Here is a 19,042-nt window from a genome sequence, read left to right as displayed (position 1 = left end):
CACCCCGCGAACGGGGTGGATCCTGCGACTCGCGGGCGCCGCGAGATGCGGGATCGATCAGGGGATGACCCGATCCTGCCAGACCTGCGGGTACCCCGGCAGGTCCTCTCCGCCGAACTTCGCGTAGTGGCCGTCGGGCATGCCCTCGTTGCGCTCGAGGTAGTCGTCGAGCTCTTCCGCGGTGATCGGGCTCTGCGGCAGCACCCACTCGGTCGGCACCTGCTCGCCGGCGAAGATCTTCTCCATCGCGAGCAGCGGGGTGCGCCACTGGAAGTTCGAGTAAACGGGCGCCAGGCCGGTGAGGCCGGTGTCCTTCCACTTGCGCAGGAAGCTCAGCTCGTCCTCGCCCGTCATGACGGGGTAGGGCTTGCCGGCGTCCTCGAACGCCTCGATCGCCGCGACGGCGCCGTCGCCGGCGTCCATCCAGATGCCCTGCACGTCGCCCTTCGCGAGCTCGTCGGAGATGATCTTCTTGATCTCGGCGGGGTCGGCTCCGGTGAAGTAGTCGACGGCCTCGATGCCGGCCTCGTCGAACAGCTTCTCGGCCGCGGCCCAGCGCTGCTCGAGCACGTCGACGCCGGGCAGGATGCGCAGCGCCACGACCTTGTCGCCCTCGTCGAGGTTGTCGATGAGGAACTCGGCGGTGTCGATGCCCCAGGCGAAGCCGCCGATCGGGTGGATGAAGGTGACGGCGCAGTCGGTCTGCACGCCGCGGTCGAAGACGACGACGGGCTTGCCGGTCTCGCAGGCGCGCTCGACGGCCGGCGTCATCGCCGCCGTGGAGTTCGGCGAGATGATGAAGCCGTCGCAGTTGCCCTCCGCGATGAAGTAGTCGATGTCGGCGATCTGGGTATCGTCGCTGTCCTTCGCGTCGCGGGTCTCCATCTCGGAGACCACGCCCGACGATTGCAGCTCCTTGAGCTGCTCGTTCATCGTGATCCAGCCGGTCTGCCGCCACGGGTTCGAGATGGAGGCGTTCGCGAAGCAGAGTTTCTTCGCGCCCTCCGACGCGTACTCGGCCGTGTCGCGCATCTCGGCGTTGATGGTCTGCAGGTACGGCTGCTCGGCGGGCCCCTCGGGCACGACCGAGCGCTCGGCGTCCTGCTTGTCGAAGAGCTCCTGGTCGAACCACTCGGCCGACGAGGTCTCCTCGCTCGTCTCCTCAGCCGGGGTCTCCACCGATGGATCGGTGGTGCACCCCGCCAGCAGGATGAGCGACGCCGCGCCGACGAGGCTCGCCGTAATGCTCAGCGATCGTTTCATGATCGATTCTCCTTCGTGTGTGCGCCCCGCGCGGCGACGGTGCCCGCGGGATCGGGTGACGGGGTGCTCCCCGTCGGTTCCGGCCCGGTGGTGACCCGGGGTGGTTCGTGCGCGCCACCGCTGCGGCGCCTGCGACCGCCGAACGCGATGCCCGAGTAGGCGACGGCGGCGATGATGATGGCCCCCTGAATGGCGTCGCGCATGGTCGACGGCACCGAGGTGAAGTTGAGCAGGGTGAAGAGGGTCTCGAGCGCGAAGGCGCCGGCGAGGGCGCCCCACACGGATCCCCGGCCGCCGCCGAGCACCACTCCGCCGAGCACGACCGCGGTGATGGCGGTGAACTCGTATCCGCGCCCGACCGAGGGGTGCACGCCGGCGTAGCCGACGAGCAGCACCCCGGCCACGGTGGCCGAGAGCGAGGAGATGACGAAGGCGGCGGTCTTCGTGCGCCAGACCGAGGCGCCGGCGAAGACGCCCGCCGAGGGGTTGTCGCCGATCGCGATGAGCGTGCGCCCGAAGGGCCGCTTCGACAGCCAGGCCGCGAGGGCCAGCGCGGCGGCGAGGATCACCACGGCCCACGGCAGCATGCCGATCACGGGCAGCCCGTCGATGCCGCCGCGGCCGATCTGGCGGAACGAGTCGGCCGGGTTGCCGGTCGCGGCGCCGCCGGTCCACCACATCACTCCGCCGTAGAGGGCGAGCATCATGCCGAGGGTCACGATGAACGACGGCACCCTGAGCAGGGTGGTGACGAGGCCGTTCACGACGCCGACTGCGGTGCCGAGCACCACGAGCAGCAGCAGCACCGGCAGCGCCTTCTCGTCGTCCTGCCCGATGAGGGTGCCGGCGAGCACGACCTGGGTGGTGACGAGCGACCCCTGCGAGAGGTCGAACTCGCCGCTCACGATCACGAAGTACTGGCCGATCGCGACGATGGCGATCGGGGCGACGCGCTGGATGTAGCGCACGAACTGGCCCGGCTCGGCGAACGTCGGGTTGAGCACGGCGACGACCACGAGCAGCACGACGAGCAGCAGGTAGACGGCGCCGCGCGGGCTCACGAGCGTGCGCGCGAAGCGGGCGATCCCACCCCCTGCGGACTGCGCGGCGTTCATCGCGCACCTCCCTCGTTCATGGCCTCGAGCGGGGCCGCATCGGCTCCCGTACGGGTGAAGCGCTCGCGGCGGGCCACGAGCCGGCGGCGCGAGTACACGGCCACGGCGATCACGATGACGGCGCCCCGCACGACGTCCTTGAGGAACGGGGTGACCTGCAGCACGCTCATGAGGTTGTCGATCACCGCGAAGATCGCGACGCCGCCGATCGTGCCCCAGATCGAGCCGCGGCCGCCGGCGAGCAGCGTGCCGCCCAGCACAACCGCGGCGATGGAGAGGAGGTCGTACCCGCCCTGCACGCCGACGGTGGGACTGCCGACGCCGAGGCGGCTGGCGAGCAGCAGGCCGGCGATTCCCGCGAACACCGAGCACAGCACGTGCGCCCAGATGACGGGGCGACGGGTGCGCACCCCCGAGAGCCGCGCGACCTCGGCGTTGCCGCCGACGGCGAAGAGGTGGTGTCCGAAGCCGCTGCGGGCGAGCAGGAAGGCGACGGCGCCGGCGAGCAGAAGCATCACGATCGTGGAGATCGGCACGGGCCCGACGCCGGTCGCGCCGAAGAGCTGGAAGGCCCACGGCACCGATCCGGCGGTGCCCTTGTAGTTGGTGTCGAGGTACCCCTTGAGGATGAGGCCGATGCCGAGGGTCGTCACGAAGCCGTGCACCCGCAGGAAGGTCACGATGAGGCCGTTCGCGAGCCCGATCAGGGCGGCCGCTCCGAGTGCGAGCAGCACGGCGGGCACGATCATGCCGGGCCGCCCGTCCATGGTCTGGGCGGCGATGAGGCTCGTGAGGCTGACGACGTAGGGCACGGAGAGGTCGAGGGATCCGCCGAGGATCACGAGCGTCTGGCCGATCGCGACGAAGCCGAGCACGCTCATGCCGGTGAGGATGTCGCGGATGCTGCCGGGGCTGAACAGGTTGCGGCCGGCGGTCGCGACCAGCACGGCGCTCAGGGCGAGCACCGCGATCAGCGCGATGAAGACGATCACGGTCGTGTCGAGCCCTCGCAGGCGTGCTCTCAGCGCGTCCATCACTGCTCTCCCCCGCTCCCGGCGCTGCCTTCGGTCGCGCCGCGCCCGCCGGTGGCCGCGGCCCCGGCGACGTCTTCGGCGGCGCCCGTGGCGAGCGCCAGCACGGTCTCCTCCGACGACGACGCGGGCAGTTCGCCCGCGATGCGACCGTCGCGCATCACGAGGATCCGGTCGGCCATGCCGATCACCTCGGGCAGCTCGCTCGACACGAAGAGGATGGCGACGCCCCGCTGCGCGAGCTGCCGGATGAGGCGGTAGACGGCGATCTTGGCACCCACGTCGATGCCGCGGGTGGGCTCGTCGAGCAGCACCACGCGGGGGGCGGTCGCGAGCCATTTCGCGAGCACCACCTTCTGCTGGTTGCCGCCCGAGAGAGCCTGCACCTCCTGGCCGGGGCCGCGGCTCACGAGCTCGAGCGCGGTGAAGATGCCCGGGATCTCTGCGCGCTTGGCGCGGGTGCGGCCGGGGAAGACGCTGCGGATCGCGAGGAGCGCGTTGTCGAGGATCGACTGGTGCAGGGCGAGGCCCGTGCGCTTGCGATCCTCGGTGACGAGTGCGATCCCGCGCCGCACAGCCTGGCGGGGCCGACGGATGGTCGCCGCGGCGCCCGCGATGCGCAGCTCGCCGCGCGTGAACGGCGCCGCCCCGAAGATCGCCTCGACGAGCTCGGTGCGGCCCGATCCCTGCAGCCCGGAGATGCCCACGACCTCGCCGGCCCGCAGCTCGAGGTCGACGCCCTCGAGCTGGGCGTTGCCGCCGCCGCGAACCGACACGAGCGGGTCGCCGACCTCGGTGCCGGGTTCGGGGTCGGGGAAGTAGGCGCTGATGGGCCGGCCGACCATACGCCGCACGAGTGTCGGCTGGTCGAGTTCGGCGGCGGGGCCGCTCGACACGAGCGCTCCGTCCTTCATCACGGTGATGGTGTCGCAGAGGTCGAAGATCTCCTTCAGTCGGTGCGAGACGTAGAGGATCGCGACGCCCCGGTCGCGCAGGCGGCGGATCACCCGGTACAGGATCGCGACCTCGTGATCGGCGAGGGCAGCCGTGGGCTCGTCCATCGAGATGACCCGGGCGTCGATCGAGAGCGCCTTCACGATCTCGACGATCTGCTGCTCGGCCACGGTGAGCCCGCCGACGGTCGCGTCGGGCGAGATGCCCGCGATGCCGAGGTCGGCGAGCAGCTCGCGCGTCGCCCGACGCATCGCGGCCGTGTCGACGATGCCGAGACGGCGGGGCTCGCGCCCGAGGAAGACGTTCTGCGCGACGGTGCGGTCGGCCAGCAGGTTGAACTCCTGGAACACGGTCGCGACGCCGGCCCTGGCGGCTTCGACGGGGTGGCCGAAGTCGACGCTCTCGCCGTCGAGGCGCACGTCTCCGCCGTCGCGGCGGTGCACGCCGGCGATGACCTTCATGAGCGTCGACTTGCCTGCGCCGTTCTCGCCGACGAGTCCGTGCACCGTGCCGGGCACGAGGTCGAGGGAGACGCCGTGCAGCACTTCGACGCCGAAGAACTGCTTGCGCACGTCGACGGCCGAGAGCACGGGTGCGGCCGAGCCGGTGTCGTTCACGCCTCGCTCACCTCCACCCAGCCGCCGCTGCGCGCCGACTCGAGCACGGCGTCGGTGATGACGGCGGCGCGCGCCCCGTCGTCGAAGGTGGGCACGCCGTCGGGCCGCTCGCCGGCGACGAGCGCGTAGGCGTCGGCGACGAACGCGTTGAACGCGTCCTGGTAGCCCTGGGGATGCCCGGAGGGGAGTGTGGAGAGGCGGGCCGCGGCGGCGGAGAGCGTGTCGGGATCGCGGCGCAGCAGCAGCGAGTGACCTCGCCGCCCCACCCAGAGGCGCTCGGGGTCCTCCTGCTCGAAGCGCACGCTCTCGCACGTGCCTGCGATCTCGAGCACGAGCCCGTTCTTGCGGCCGGGCGCGACCTGCGAGACGAGCAGCGAGCCGATGCCGCCGCCCGCCAGTTCGACCGTGAGCGCGACCGAGTCCTCGGTGTCGACCGCCTGACCGCCGCGCTCGGCGTGCACCGTGCGGGTCGTCGCCACGAGCCGCGCGATGCGGTCGCCGCTCACGAACTCGACGAGGTCGACGAGGTGGGATCCGATGTCGGCGAAGGCCCGCGATGGGCCGCCGGTGCCGGCCGCGACGCGCCAGTTGTCGTCGCCGGCGTCGAGCAGCCAGTCCTGCAGGTACTGCCCCGATACGGTCAGCACGGCGCCGGTTTCGCCGCCGGCGATTCGGGCGCGGGCCTCGCGCACCATGGGGTGGTACCGGTAGACGAAGGGCACGGCGCCGATGAGACCCGCCGCGCTCGCCTCGGCGGCGAGTTCGCGGGCTTCGGCGGCGTTCGTGGCGAGGGGCTTCTCGCAGACGACGTGAGAGCCGGCGCGCAGCGCCGCGCGGGCGTATCCGACGTGGCTGCCGTTGGGGGTGCAGACGTGCACGACCGGGAGGCTCCGGGCGAGCAGCTCGTCTGCGGCGAGCGCTTGCTCGTAGCCGAGCTGCTCGGCCGCGCGGGCGGCCCGCTCGGGCGAGGAAGAGGCGATCGCCGCGAGCCGGGCGCCGCCCGCGCGGGCGGCGATCGTGTGGGTGCGCGCCATGAAGCCCGCGCCGAGCATGCCGATGCTCGGCGGTCTGGAAGACAACGCTGTCTGTGACATGTGCCCATTCTGCTGCGAACGGCACCACTTTTGTCAAGCTTCTTTCATAAGTAATCAAACCGTTATCAACTTTTGGCTGTGCTTTACTGAAAGGGTGGCGCTTCCTTCACTCCAGCACAGTCCCGTCATCTCGACGGCGGGCGGCCTGCTGCAACTGCTGCGTGACGGCAAACCGCGCACGCGCGCCAAACTCGCGCAGATCACCGGGCTCTCCCGGCCCACCATCACCCAGCGCATCGACCAGCTGCTCGACCTCGGCCTCATCGCCCCCGTCGAGGACGCTGCCTCGACCGGTGGCCGCCCCTCGTCGCAGATCGCGTTCAACCCGCGCGCCCGGGTGGTGCTCGCGGCCGACCTCGGCGCCCTCCACGCCCGCGTCGCCGTGACCGACCTCGACGGCGAGCTGCTCGCCGAGATGTCGTCGCCGAGAGACATCGCCGACGGCCCCGAAGCCGCGATCGAGTGGATCCTGCGCTCGGCCGAAGACCTGCTCCCCGGCCTCGGTTACGCCCCCGAGCAGGTCGCCGGCATCGGCATCGGCGTGCCCGGGCCCGTCGAGTTCTCGACCGGGCGGCCCATCAACCCGCCCATCATGCCGGGATGGGACCGCTTCGACATCCCCTCCGCCATCCGCGCCCGCATCGACGCCCCCGTACTCGTCGACAACGACGTCAACATCATGGCGCTCGGCGAACTCAGCACCTCGTGGCCCGGCGTCACCGACCTCATCTTCGTCAAGGTGGCGAGCGGCATCGGAGCCGGCGTCATCTCCGGTGGCACCCTGCGCCGCGGCGCCAACGGAGCCGCCGGCGACATCGGCCACGTCGCCCTCGCCCGCGCCGCCGACGCCCCCTGCCCCTGCGGCAACCGCGGCTGCCTCGAAGCCGTCGCCTCGGGCCGCGCGCTCGCCCACGCGCTCAGCACCGCCGAAAGCCGGTACCACCGCCCGAGCGAGGTCGTCGCCCTCGCCAAAAGCGGCGACGTCGCCGCGATCCAGGCCATCCGCCAGGCCGGGCGCGACATCGGCGAGGTGCTCACCGCCTGCGTCAGCCTCATGAACCCGTCGACCATCGTCATCGGGGGCACCATGGCTCAGGCCGCCGAGCATCTCGTGGCCGGCGTGCGCGAGGTGGTCTACGCACGGTCGATCCCGCTCTCCACCGAGCACCTCACGATCGCCCCCTCACGCGCGGCGGGCAACGCGGCGATCTACGGCGCCGCGCAGCTCGCGATCGACGCGGCGCTCTCCCCCGACCGGATCGCCGCGGCCCTCGGCGGCTGAGCGGCGCCGCCCTCGACGCCTCAGGCGAGATCCGCGCCGCGCACCGCGATCTGGATGAGCCGCGGCGGCTCCCCTCGCCGCAGGATGCGGGCGCGCCCCGGGATCGCCTGGTGCGCCACGACGCCCGGCCACAGCTGACCCTCGCCTCGCTCGCCCGACAGGAGCACACCCGTGGCGCCCAGATCCCGCAGCATCTGCAGCGCCGGCTCGTACAGCGCCCTCGCGGCCCCCGCGACCGGGCGCGTGACCCACACCGTGAGCCCGAGATCGCGCGCCTGCGGCAGATACGGCAGCAGCGGCTCGAGCGGAGCCGTGTTGCCAGCCGCGAGCACGTCGAAGTCGTCGACCACGGCGTAGATCCGCAGCTCGGGCGAGGCCTCGCCCAACCGACGCTTCTCCAGCTCCAGGGCGAGCGCGGCCGAGAGCTCCCTCGCGCGCCGCCCATCGGTCGCGCTGCCGCCGAGGTAGTCCTCCGGCACCTGGTCCGCGAGCGTACCGCGCGGGCTCATGAGCGCGACGACGGCCTCCTCCGGCGTGCGCCGAGTCACCAGACCGTCGAGCAGCACCGACAGCAGGTTCGTCTTGCCGCTGCCGCTGTCTCCGAGCACGAGCAGGTGCTGATCCTGCCCCGCCGAGTTCTCGAGGTCGAGCGCGCAGACGTCCATGGTGTCCTGTCGCAGCCCGAACGGCAGACGCAGCGGCTCCTCGGACGCGCCGGGCAGCTCGGCGACGTCGAGCACCTCGGGCAGTAGCCTGACCGGCGCCGCGGAGGGCCCCGTCCAGGAGGCGGCGGTGCGCTCCGCGAGCTCGGCGAGCGATTCGCCCACCAGCTCGTCCGGCACCGTGTCGGCGGTGGGCAGCGCCACCTGGGCGAAGAGCCGCTCGCCCGCGAGTGCACGGCCCGGCTGCGTGATCGTCGCCGCGAGCTTGCGCGCGATCGTCGACTCCCCGGGATCGTTGAGCCGCAGTTCGATGCGGTTGCCGACGAGCGGCTGCAGGCGCATCGGAAGCTCGGCCCAGCGGGTGAGCGAGAACACCAGGTGGATGCCGAAGCTGCCGCCGCGCTGCAGCAGCTCTGACAGCGGCTCCTCGAGCATCGTGAACTCCGTGCGGGCGAGTCCGTAACCGTCGACGATCAGCACGACGTCGGCGGAGACGATCCCGGGCACCCGCCCCGCCCCGTGCAGAGCGCGGAAATGCCCGAGCGACTCGATCTGCAGTTCGCGGAACAGGCGCTCCCGCTGCCTCAGCATGCCGTGCAGCTCCTCGAGCATGCGCGTCTGACGCTCGACGTCTCCGCGCACCCCGACGCCGCCGACGTGAGGGAAGCCCGCGATGCGCGTGAGCCCGGCGCCGGTCAGATCGAGCGCGTAGACCGTGGCGCGCGTGGGCGGCATCGTGGTCGAGATGCCGGCGGCGACCGTGCGCAGGAACGTCGAGCGCCCCGACTGCGGGGATCCGATGACGGCGAAGTGCCCGCCGGCGCGATCGAGGTCGAGGGTCCAGGGGCCCTGATGCTGACGGGCCGGGTCGTCGATCAGTCCCACGGGCACCTCGAGCGGCTTCCGTTCGGAGTCGATCACCGACAGCAGCGGGAAGCGCGCGGGAAGCGGCGGCAGCCAGATCGACGCCGTCGGCGGGGCGCCGTCGCGCAGCAGGCGCACGCTCTCCTCGACCACCGTCGGAGCATTCCTGCGCTCGTCGGGCACGGGCGCGGGTCGCCCGAGATAGGCGGCGAGCTGCACCTCGATGGAGTTGTCGTCGGGCAGCGGGAAGGGCACGGAGGGCACCTCCTCCGCGAGCCGGTCCGGCCCGGGCAGCGGCCCGGACACGAAGCCCGACTGGAAGCGGGTGTACACCGAGGAATCGACCTTCAGGTACCCGCCGCCGGGGGCGGACGGCAGATGGAAGGCGTCGGGCGTGCCGAGCACCGTGTGCGACTCCTGCTCCGAGAAGGTGCGCAGACCGATGCGGTACGAGAGGAACGTGTCGAGGCCGCGCAGCTTGCCCGCCTCGATCCGCTGACTCGACAGCAGCATGTGCACGCCGATGGAGCGCCCGATGCGCCCGATCTGCAGCAGCAGATCGATGAACTCGGGTTCCGCGGTCAGCAGCTCGCCGAACTCGTCGAGCACGATGAGGAGGTGCGGCATGGGCTCGAGCGACGGCCGCAGCTCGCGCGCCGCGCGGTACTCGGTGATGGAGGCGAGCATGCCGGCGTCCTTCAGCTGCTGCTGACGGCGCACGATCTCGCCCGAGATGGAGGCGCGTGCGCGCTCGATGAGCCCCGCCTCGCCCTCGAGGTTGTCGATGACGCCCGCCACCTGCGGCAGCGGCTGGAAGGGGCTGAATGCGGCGCCGCCCTTGTAGTCGACGAGGATCATGGCCAGGTCGTCGGGGCCGTGCGAGGCCGCCAGTCCGAGCACGAGGGTGCGCAGGAACTCGCTCTTGCCCGAGCCGGTCGCACCGATGCAGATGCCGTGCGGCCCCATACCGCCCTGTGCGGCCTCCTTCAGGTCGAGGGAGACGGGGTCGCCGTGCGGGCCGGAGCCGATCACGGTGGTGAGGAATCCGCGCCCGGCGGCCGCGCCCCAGCGCTCCCCGCTGAGATCCTGGATCCGCTCGACGCCCAGGATGTCCAGGGCCCCCACCTCGGCGTCGGTCGCGGTCTGCGCGCGAGCCTCGGCCGAGAGTCTGAGCGGCGCGAGGGCGTGGCAGAGCCGCTCGAAGAGCTCGACAGCGGCGGCATCGTGGCGCACGCCCGTCGAGGCCGGATGGGCCCCGGGCTCGGCGCCCAGGTGCTCGATGCGCGTCTCGCCGCTCTCGACGTCGACGGTGATGCGGGTGGTGGTCTGCTCGGGCTCGTGGAGTCGGTCGGCGACGAGCACGATCGACGAGATCCCGCACTCCGTCGAGGAGACGCCCGCGGGGGCGACGAGCGGCTTCGCCGGGCCCTCGACGAAGTCGCACAGCGCGATGAGCGGGGTCTCCGGCCGCACCACCCGTTCGCGTCCGCGCCGCGCCCGCGCCGCGCGGTTCTCCAGCTCGGCGCCCAGCATGCCCGCGAGGGCGGCGGGATCGTGCGCGATGCTGCGTGCGGGCAGCGGACCGTCCCAGACGCCGGGGGTGCGCAGGTGCGGCAGCAGGTCGATCCCCCGCCACTCGTCGCGCGCGGCGGGGTCGATCGCGGCGGCGAGCAGCACCTCTTCGGGAGCGTGCTGCACCACGAGCTGGCTCACGAGCGAGCGTGCGAGCGAACGCCCCTGCTCGGGCGGCGCGACGATGGTCACGACCGCACCCGGGGCGAGCGGCACCGCGATGGGGAGGGAGTCCACCCGGGAGGCGGTCTCCACAGTGCGCGCCGCCTCGGCGAGCAGGAACGGGTCGAACGGCTGCACCGGGTTCGGATCCTCGGGCAGACGCAGGTCGAACCACTCCTGCCGGCCGGTCGCGGCGCGCAGCAGCAGGAAGTCGGCGTCGCCCGGCCGCCGCTCCCAGAGGCGCGCGGGCTGGGCGACGCACTGGGGCAGCAGCGCGGCGGAGGGCGAGGCGAGGTGGCTCTCGGCGCGCACACGGTCGTGCAGTTCGCGGTACTCCTCGCGAACACCGTCGAGGTAGTGCAGGTAGCGCGAGCGCCCCTGCCGACGCGCACGGTTCTGCCTCCCGCGCGACGAGAAGGCCATGCCGAGCCCGCTGAGCAGCGCGACGACGAGGATCAGCGCGCCGATGACCACCATGAGCGGGTTCGAGCGCAGCACGGTCATCATGACGATCGACGAGAGCGAGCCGACGACCGGCAGCAGCGACTGCATGGGGATGCCGCTCGGGGCGTCGCCGAGCGGCGCAGGCGGCGCGAGGGTGCGCTCGCGGGGCCTCTCGGGGCCGCGGACCGTGCGCGCGGGCCGGTGGATGACGCGGGAGGTCACGGACGGGGCCCCTTCCGCTCGGCGGCCGACGCGAGCAGGCGCGCCGCGAGCTCCGCCTCGGCCGGCCCGCGCCCGCGGGAGCGGGCCCTCGGCAGAGAGCCCGTCACGAGCGGCAGCCGCACGACGGGCACGGGTGCGCGCTCCGCGATGAGCCCGGCCCAGCCGGCGCGGGATGCCGGAGGCTCGCACAGCGCGACCACGGTGGGGACGCCGGCGGGGTGCGCGGAGATCCCCTCGGCGAGTGCGATCGCCGGATCGGCGACCTCGCGCGCCGCGCTCGCCACCAGGCAGAGCGCGTGACCCCGCGCGGCGGCGGCGAGCGCCGCGTCGGGGCTCGCCGCGTGGCCGTGGTCGATGCAGACGACGTCGAAGTGCCGGTGATCGACGGCAGCGGCGGCGCCCCAGACACCCCCGGGAAGCGCGCGCAGCGCGCTTCCCACCTCGTCCGGCAGGCGCGGCAGCTGCCCGGGCCCGGGCGGCGCGAAGGAGGCGAGCCACTCCGCGCCGGCCGGGCGGGATTCGAGCAGCACGCGGCGCGGCTGCACCGCGGCCAGCGCCCGCGCGACCGCCCACGCGGCCTGCGGGCCCGCCGACGTCGGTCCGATCGAGGCGAAGACGAGCTTCCGCGCGGTCGCGATGGGCGTGTGCATCCCCCTCAACGTCTCCGAGAACCGAGTGCGCTGCTGCTCGCGGAGGCCTCGGATCACGAGAACACCCCGAGCATCTGCGCGTAGACGCCGAACCCGCCGAGACCGATCGGGACGACGGCGAGTGCGAGCAGCGTCTCGAGCGCGTCGCCGTACTGCCGCAGGCGCACCGAGGTGTGGGCCGCGGGGCTCGAGGCCGCGACCCCCGCGGCGAGCAGCACCGCGGCTCCGAGGCCCGCGAGCAGCATCGGCGACGGCGCCGCCAGCTGCGATCCGAGCCCCACGAGGAGGCCGCCGATCGCTGCCGACCAGAGCGCCCAGCCCGGTGCCGCCAGCGGGATCACCCGCGCGCGCAGCACGACGAGCGCGGCGACGATCAGTCCGAGGCCCAGGAGCCACGGATCGCCGGAGCCGAGCAGCATGGGGATGGCGGAGAGCATCGCGCCCGCCGCCGCGAACGCGGCCCAGCGGAGCGAGTCGTAGGCCGCCTCGATGCTCGCCAGCACCCGGTGGCGCTGCGGAGCGCGGTCGGACGCGGTGCCGTCGTCGAGACGGGTGAGACCGGACGCCGAGAGCGCGAGCTCGGGCAGCACCGCGAGGAAGACGAGCCCGGCCAGGGCGACGACCGCCGCCGTGCGGCCCGAGCTCAGTCCGAGCAGCTCGGCGCCGATCCCGATCGCTGACGAGGCGAGCCCCACGAACGCGCCGAGCAGCACCGACGGCCGAGCCCCGCCGAGACCGAAGACGATGCCGAGCACCCCCCAGATCGCTGCGCCGAGCAACCAGACCGCCGCCGAGAGGGTGACGAGCGGAAGCGCCGAGAGCACGGCCGCCGACGCCGAGGCGAGCGCGACGGACAGCGCGACCCAGCTCGGCCCGCGCATCGCGAGGCGCACGAGCACCGCGCCGAGCAGCGCGAACACCAGCGCCGAGATGCCGGCCGCGAGCGGCGCCGCGGCACCCGGCAGCGCGAACAGCAGGAGCGCCGAGCCGACGCCGGCCACGGCGGCCCCCGCGATACCGCGGTGCACATCCGACTTCGGCGCGAAGCCCTCCGGCTCCGAGACCATGGCGTCGACCACGTCCGACACCTCGGGCGGCGACGGCAGCTCCCGCGTCGGCACGATGCGCAGCACCGCCCCGTCGAGCACCCCCTGCTGCGCGAGGTTCAGCGCGGGATCGAGCTCCTCCCCCAGACCGGTCACGAGGGCGACCAGCTCGCCGTTCGGCAGCGGCTCGTGCACCAGGGCGCACAGCGTGCCGAGATGCGCGCCGATCGGGTCGTCGCTCGGCACGACGAGCGTGGCCCGCTGGTGCGAGCCCACCACCGTGAGACGGGTGAAATCGATCACGTCGTGCTCCCTGACTCGAGCGGCGGCACCGCGGTCGGCGCCGGCTCGCTGTTGCTGATCTGCTGTCGTTCGATGCGCTGCTGTTCGAGCACGTGCTGCACGTAGCCCACCCCGACGCAGGCGGCGGCCGCGAGCGCCGCGATCACCACGCCGATCAGCAGCCGCGCGAGCATCGACCGTCGCGGCCGCTCGCGCCCCTCGGCGCCGAACAGCATCGCCGCGGCGAGCCGCGTGCGGTGCGCGCGAACCGACTCGAGCAGGTTCTGATCCGTGCTCACGCGACGACCTCCCCGTTCCTCTTGAACTGCACCGCGTGGCCTCCGATGCGCACGGTGATGAACTCGTCGACGACCACGCTGCGCCCGCCCGCGACGAGGGCCGAGCGGCCGTCGCGGTGCAGCAGCACCGTTCCGTTCGTCGAACCCAGATCCTGCACGATCGGCTCTCCCGCCTCGCTCAGGGTGACGCGCAGGTGGTTCTTCGACACCTCCCGTGCGAGGTCGGCGACCGCGATCGCCGTCTCGCCCGGCTGCTCGGCCGGGTTGCGACCGAGCACGATGGGGCGGTCGAGGAACGCCGCGGCGGCGCCGTCGAGCAGCACCGTCCAGCCGCGCTCGAACGCCGGTGCGAAGATCGTTCGCTCGAGATGCTCCTGGGCTGGCTCGCGGCGCGGCGCTCCCGGCTGCACCGGCTCGCGCACCGCGGTCGGCGAGGCGACCGCGGCGGCGAACACCGGCACGGGGGTGCGCACGTCGACCGGGTCCGCACCGCGGCGGAGATCCGCCGCGATGCGGCGCGAGTGCGGCGGCCGGTGCCAGCCGACGGCGGGGAAGCCGCCGATCGCCGCGAGGCGGATGCCGCCGAGCCGCCAGCCGGGCGTGAGGCCGCGCACGGCGAAGTCCCTGACGGCGAGCGCGACCGCGATGATCCCCGCGACCGCGATGGCCGGGCCGAGCTCGGCGAAGCGCGTGCCCCGGAACGACAGGCTCGCGATGACGACCGCGGCGACGAGCGCGACGTCGACGCCGCACGCCAGCACCACCCGCCACGCGGGGGCGGCGATGACGTCGGACGTCGCGGGGCTCGGCTTCATGCGCTGACCACGGCTCCCTCCTGCGCTCGCGGTCGGGCGCGCAGTGGATCGCCCCCACCGCTCTAGCCACTCGACTGCGCTCCCTATAGCATAGGAGCAGATTGAAATCCGGAGCTGGGTTCGCATCGACATGCACCCGCTCCGTTCGTTTTTCTTCGGTATTGGAGCAACGTCATGAAGTTCGCAATGGGTGCAGAGGTGCTGACGCAGCTCACGAAGCAGACCTCGACCGCGGGCGACGACCTGGGAACGCTCGTGCGCGAGCTGGCCCAGGCCGCCGAGCCGCTCGAGGGGCGCTTCAACGGCGCCGGGCGTGCCGCGTTCGACCAGTTCAAGGCGAACTCCGAGCAGATCGCGGTCGAGCTCGATCAGGCCCTCGCCGGAGTGCTCTCCGGCATCTCGGGCATGGACCGCTCCTTCCTCGAGGGCGACGGCGAGATCGCCGATCAGACCCGCCAGACGCAGTCCTCCGTCTCGTTCGACGCCGCCCGCTTCAGCGCCTCGCGCTGATCACCGACCCGTCGAGATCTCAGGAGCAGACAGATGAACCAGAACGATCGCAGAGACTACGACGTCGCGGCCTCCCAGAACGCGCAGGACAACTTCGACCGCGTGGCCTCCCGGCTCGAGTCGCTGATCGAGCAGCGCAACGCCGACGTGCGCTCGGCCATGAGCGACTATCAGGCCGACGGCGTGTCCGACGAGTACGCGTCGAAGGAGCAGCGGTGGAAGGACGCCGCGACCGGGGTGCGCGAGATCATCGCCACCCTGCGCAAGAGCCTCGAGCAGTCGGATCAGGCGGCCCAGGCCGCCATCCAGAAGGCGAAGTCCGCCGTCGACAACATCGGCTGAGCCGCAGTGTCGGGGCAGTGGAGCGTCGACGCCGCGGGCGTGATGGGCGTGCTGGCGCAGGTCGACGACGAGGGCAACGACCTCGAGACCGCTTCTCGCAAGTTCGCGAGCCTCCAGACCGAAGGCGCGAGCTCGCTCTCGGTCGACGGTCGCACGTCGCTCGCGAGCGCGTGGAACAGCTTCTGCGACGAGCGCACCGACGTGCCGCGCAAGCTGATGTGGATGCTGCAGCACCGCTGCGGTCAGGTGACCGAGGCGACGGTGGCCGTGCTCACCGGGGATGTGCAGATGGGCGACGACGTGCAGGCCGCCGAATCCTACGCGCAGTCCGAGTGGGGCATCGCGTCGAAGTACCGGTACAACGCCGATTCGTACCCCGAGGGTTGAGGTTCGAGGTGAGTGAACATGGCCGTTGATCCGGCTTCGGTATATCAGGTGGTGGCGCAGAGCGCCGTCGAGTCGCTCGGCGACGAGCTGCAGACGATCGGCATCGACGCCTCGAACGCGGTGGCCACCGCCAACTCGCACTGGAAGAACCTCACCGACTGGTTCCAGGTGACGGGGGCCGAGGGCGTCTATCAGATGCTCGAACGGCCGGCTGCCGACGCGCTCGCGCTCTCGGAGGCGCTCATGGAGGCCCGTCAGCAGATCGTGCTCACGGCGCCCGTCTTCGGCACGCTCCAGACGAAGCGCGAAGAGCTGCTCAGCCGCATCGACGAGGTCAATGCGGCGCTCTCCGCAGCCTCGGCGTCGGTCACGTCGACGTCCTCCGCCCTCACCTACGGCGACTTCGAATCCGGCAGTTCCGCCGAGACCGAGGCGCAGCGGAAGGCGGACGCGGCCGAGGCCGCCCTCAGCGCGCAGCAGGAGGAGGCGCGCCGGCTGAGAGAGGACATCACCCGGTTCAACGCCGACGTGATCTCGGCGGAGGACGAGCTCGCGAGCGCCCTGGGCCGGGTGTCCGGCGGCACCGACGTCTACCGCGTCGATGGAAAGCCCATGAGCTCCGAGCTCACCCAGTGGGGCGCCTACGGCAGCGACATGGACGACATCCCCATGTCCGAGCGACTGCGCAAGACGCTCACCGACGAGGTCGAGCGGCGGCTCGACTGGTTCGTCGCCGAGGGTCGCAGCTCGAAGGAGATCAGCGACTGGATCGCGGCGCGCTCGGGTTTCATCGCCGCGGTCGGGCTCGCCGATCCGGCGCGCGTGAGCCGCTGGTTCGAGGGTGTGGCCGGCACGGAGTTCCCGTCGGGCTGGGAGCCGACAGGCGAGCTCGCCGTTCTGATGGCGGCCGCCCCCGGCGTGATCGGCAACCTCAACGGCATCCCGGCGCGGGTCAAGGACACCGACAACTACCGGTATCTGCAGCAGCTGCTCGATCAGGACGATCTCGACGGGGGCACGCGCGACCGGCTGGAGCAGGTCTACAACGCCCTCGTCGACGACAACGGCAAGCGCAGGGGCGACGTCTTCCTGCTCTCGCTGTTCCAGGATCTCAACGAGCCGCGGGCCGCCGTCTCCTACGGAGACATCGACCGGGCCGATCTGGTGCTCACGCTCACCCACGGCATCCGCACCGATCTCGAGCAGTTCGGAGACTGGAGCGGCACCGGACGGGACGTGCAGCGAGAGGTGAGCACGGAGCTCGAACGCCGCGGATACACCGCCGCGGACGGGCGGATCTCGATCGCCTCGGTCGTGTGGTTCGAGTACGACTCGAAGGGGGCGACCGCGGTGCAGGGCAGCATCCATGCCGAGGCCGGCGCCGCCCGCTACGCCCAGTTCATGGGCGGCGTCTCGCAGCGCAATCCCGACTCGATCACCGCCGGCTGGTTCCATTCGTACGGCACCACGATGGGGGCGCAGGCCCAGGGCCGCCACCCCGAACTGCTCGACCAGATCTACACGGTGGGGTCGGCCGGCTGGACCGAGGACGCCGCTGCCGCCATCGGCCAGCAGAACGTGGAGGTGAACTCCACCGCCGCGGGCCGCGACTGGACCGCGTGGGCGGGCCGCAGTCCCGGCATCTCCTCGCACCCGATCAACCCCATCGATCTCGACTACGTGACCGAGCTGAGCAGCGAGACCGGAACCGTCGACTTCGGGATCGGCGCCGACGGGAAGGTCCGCGCCCCGCAGGGCGAGCAGACCGAGGGGCACGGTTCGCACCACCACACCCCCTGGTACGAGTTCTGGAGGGGCCAGCGGGGTTATCTCGATACCGATGCCCGGTCGTTCCTTGAAGGCGTCGATCAGGCGGCCGACCTGCTGAAGGAGACGAAGTGAGCGCCCGCGATCAGAGATCCCGCCGCCGGATGGGGATCGGATTGGGCATCGCGGGGGCGGTACTCGTCGCGGCGATCGCCGGTGTCGGGATCACGGTTTGGAGAGGAGGCACGTCTGTGCCCAGTGGTGAAGAGCTTCTGACGCAGTCCGATGAGGTGCGCGCCGAGCTCAAAGAGAGCATTCATGGGGTGGCGCTGCTCATCGATCCGAGTGCGCCGTACGAGTCGCCCGACGAGGGCGACAACGACCGCGTCCAGCTGTTCGAGGAGCGGCTCGACCTGGTCGAGTGCGAGACCTCGGGCGGGGGCTACGCGTACACCCTCGACCGCAGCATCGGCAACGTCGACGGCTGGCGGTTCCCGGAGAGCCAGGAGGAGTTCCGGCAGCATGTGGCCGAGCAGCTCCACGCCGCCGGGTGGCAGGACGTGACCGGCACCAGCTACGACGGCGACGTCGACACGACCGTCGTCTACGCGCGCTACCCGGAGGTCGTCGACAAGTTGACGATCATGTTCCACCCCGGGGCCGAGGCCGACGGCGTGAGCATCTCCGCCCAGGGCAGCTGCCACCCCGGTGATGTTCGCGAGGTGCGGGATCTCCGCCGCGAGCGCGCCGGCAACTGACCCGTTCGGTCCGGGCGCGGGTGGATCGGCGCCCGGACCGAGCCTCATCAACCGGGCGGTCTGGTCGGGCTGGAAGGCGATCGCGTGGGGCCTGCCGATTCTGCTGCTCGTCGTGCTGTGGACGTCGGGCAGCGACGGCTGGGACGTGCTCGTCATCAGCCTGCTCTCCCCCGTGCTCGTACCTACGATGGCGCTGCTCGATCTGATCCCGTACTTCCGACTGCGCAAGCTGCGACCAGGCATCGGAGCGGCGCCGTCGGCGGTCACGGCCCTGATGCTCGTGCACTGGTGGGGGTTCGCGATCTTCGGGCTGAGTCTGCGCGGCGTCGGCGACTCGGGCGGCCTCGATTCGGTTCTCGGCAACGCCCTGTTCCGGCTGCCCGAACAGCTCGAGGGCATGCTTGCGCTCGGCGGCGGCCTCGTCTCGGCCGCCGCCTGGCTCGCGGCGGTGGCCGTCGCGTTCGGCGCCGACGGCACCGGGCCCGTACGCGCGACCTCGCAGTGGCCCTGGGCCGCGCTCGTCGCACCGCCGGTCTTCGTGGCGATCCTGATCGGTGCGCTGTTCGGCGCGAGCCTCGACGGCGAGCGGGACGGAGCGGGCAGCACCGAGTCGGCCGTCGCGTGGATGCCGCAGGACGAGGCCCGAGCGCTGCAGCAGACGCGCTGGGACGAGACCCAGCAGCGGCTCGTGCCCCTCAGGGAGGCGATCTCCGACGACGACTGGCGCATCGACGCGGGCTTCTTCGGCTATCTCGACGCCGGCGTGGGCTACAACACCCGACTCGACAGCAACCGGTCGTTCGCGTTCGACGAGTGGCCGGAGCTGCGACTCATCGAGGCCTCCCTGAGCTGAGCGGCAGCGCAGCGGCCGCGGGATCGTCCGCCCGCCGCTCGGCCCCGCGCC

The 19,042-nt window shown here is 72.2% G+C and carries 17 protein-coding genes; 7 read left to right on the top strand and 10 right to left on the bottom strand.

Annotation, left to right across the window (positions count from 1 at the left end):
• Positions 1-57: 57 nt before the first annotated feature.
• Genes H490_RS25535 through H490_RS25515 form a run of 5 tightly spaced genes read right to left on the bottom strand, consistent with a single transcriptional unit; the run spans position 58 to position 6,074 of the window.
• On the bottom strand, positions 58-1,263 hold the full coding sequence (locus H490_RS25535) for a substrate-binding domain-containing protein (RefSeq protein WP_017884323.1): 1,206 nt from the start codon (positions 1,261-1,263) through the stop codon (positions 58-60).
• Positions 1,260-2,378, bottom strand: coding sequence for an ABC transporter permease (locus H490_RS25530; protein ID WP_017884322.1), 1,119 nt, complete (start codon positions 2,376-2,378; stop codon positions 1,260-1,262). Before H490_RS25530 ends, H490_RS25535 begins: the two co-directional genes overlap by 4 nt.
• Positions 2,375-3,412 carry an ABC transporter permease gene (locus H490_RS25525; RefSeq protein WP_017884321.1) on the bottom strand — a complete coding sequence of 346 codons (1,038 nt, stop codon included), beginning with the start codon at positions 3,410-3,412 and terminating at the stop codon, positions 2,375-2,377. Before H490_RS25525 ends, H490_RS25530 begins: the two co-directional genes overlap by 4 nt.
• On the bottom strand, positions 3,412-4,980 hold the full coding sequence (locus H490_RS25520; RefSeq protein ID WP_017884320.1) for a sugar ABC transporter ATP-binding protein: 1,569 nt from the start codon (positions 4,978-4,980) through the stop codon (positions 3,412-3,414). The genes H490_RS25525 and H490_RS25520 overlap by 1 nt, the downstream gene beginning before the upstream one ends.
• A complete protein-coding gene (locus H490_RS25515; protein WP_031290086.1) occupies positions 4,977-6,074 on the bottom strand; it encodes a Gfo/Idh/MocA family protein in 1,098 nt (365 codons plus the stop codon). The genes H490_RS25520 and H490_RS25515 overlap by 4 nt, the downstream gene beginning before the upstream one ends.
• Positions 6,075-6,168: 94 nt before the next feature.
• On the opposite strand from H490_RS25515, the gene H490_RS25510 reads away from it, so the two are divergent.
• Positions 6,169-7,356, top strand: coding sequence for an ROK family transcriptional regulator (locus H490_RS25510; protein ID WP_017884318.1), 1,188 nt, complete (start codon positions 6,169-6,171; stop codon positions 7,354-7,356).
• Between the two features lie 20 nt (positions 7,357-7,376).
• Here the strand turns inward: H490_RS25510 and H490_RS25505 are convergent, their stop codons facing one another.
• The 5 genes from H490_RS25505 to H490_RS25485 are packed head-to-tail and all read right to left on the bottom strand — an operon-like array spanning position 7,377 to position 14,374.
• The gene (locus tag H490_RS25505) at positions 7,377-11,282 is read right to left on the bottom strand and encodes a type VII secretion protein EccC (RefSeq protein WP_017884317.1); all 3,906 of its coding nucleotides are present in this window, start codon (positions 11,280-11,282) and stop codon (positions 7,377-7,379) included.
• Positions 11,279-11,932, bottom strand: coding sequence for a hypothetical protein (locus tag H490_RS25500; protein WP_017884316.1), 654 nt, complete (start codon positions 11,930-11,932; stop codon positions 11,279-11,281). Before H490_RS25500 ends, H490_RS25505 begins: the two co-directional genes overlap by 4 nt.
• A 53-nt stretch (positions 11,933-11,985) precedes the next feature.
• Complete coding sequence (locus H490_RS25495) at positions 11,986-13,281, bottom strand: EsaB/YukD family protein (RefSeq protein WP_017884315.1); 1,296 nt, start codon at positions 13,279-13,281, stop codon at positions 11,986-11,988.
• Positions 13,278-13,559, bottom strand: coding sequence for a hypothetical protein (locus H490_RS25490; RefSeq protein WP_017884314.1), 282 nt, complete (start codon positions 13,557-13,559; stop codon positions 13,278-13,280). The genes H490_RS25495 and H490_RS25490 overlap by 4 nt, the downstream gene beginning before the upstream one ends.
• Positions 13,556-14,374 carry an FHA domain-containing protein gene (locus H490_RS25485; RefSeq protein ID WP_031290084.1) on the bottom strand — a complete coding sequence of 273 codons (819 nt, stop codon included), beginning with the start codon at positions 14,372-14,374 and terminating at the stop codon, positions 13,556-13,558. Before H490_RS25485 ends, H490_RS25490 begins: the two co-directional genes overlap by 4 nt.
• Positions 14,375-14,548: 174 nt before the next feature.
• Here H490_RS25485 and H490_RS25480 point away from each other — a divergent pair, with 174 nt between their 5' ends.
• The 6 genes from H490_RS25480 to H490_RS25455 all read left to right on the top strand — a co-directional run bounded on the left by H490_RS25480 (position 14,549) and on the right by H490_RS25455 (position 18,991).
• Complete coding sequence (locus H490_RS25480; protein WP_017884313.1) at positions 14,549-14,884, top strand: hypothetical protein; 336 nt, start codon at positions 14,549-14,551, stop codon at positions 14,882-14,884.
• Positions 14,885-14,917: 33 nt separating this feature from the next.
• Positions 14,918-15,226, top strand: coding sequence for a pore-forming ESAT-6 family protein (locus tag H490_RS25475; protein ID WP_017884312.1), 309 nt, complete (start codon positions 14,918-14,920; stop codon positions 15,224-15,226).
• Between the two features lie 6 nt (positions 15,227-15,232).
• Positions 15,233-15,613: a DUF6507 family protein gene (locus tag H490_RS25470; protein ID WP_017884311.1), complete on the top strand. Its 381-nt coding sequence runs from the start codon at positions 15,233-15,235 to the stop codon at positions 15,611-15,613.
• An 18-nt stretch (positions 15,614-15,631) separates the two neighbouring features.
• The gene (locus H490_RS25465; RefSeq protein ID WP_081611653.1) at positions 15,632-17,515 is read left to right on the top strand and encodes an alpha/beta hydrolase; all 1,884 of its coding nucleotides are present in this window, start codon (positions 15,632-15,634) and stop codon (positions 17,513-17,515) included.
• Between the two features lie 116 nt (positions 17,516-17,631).
• Complete coding sequence (locus tag H490_RS25460) at positions 17,632-18,138, top strand: hypothetical protein (RefSeq protein ID WP_152424258.1); 507 nt, start codon at positions 17,632-17,634, stop codon at positions 18,136-18,138.
• On the top strand, positions 18,092-18,991 hold the full coding sequence (locus tag H490_RS25455) for a hypothetical protein (RefSeq protein WP_017884309.1): 900 nt from the start codon (positions 18,092-18,094) through the stop codon (positions 18,989-18,991). Before H490_RS25460 ends, H490_RS25455 begins: the two co-directional genes overlap by 47 nt.
• Positions 18,992-19,042: the final 51 nt, after the last annotated feature.

It is taken from the genome of Leucobacter sp. UCD-THU (genome assembly GCF_000349545.1).
GTDB lineage: Bacteria > Actinomycetota > Actinomycetes > Actinomycetales > Microbacteriaceae > Leucobacter > Leucobacter muris.
This window is presented reverse-complemented; position numbering and strand designations above follow the sequence as displayed.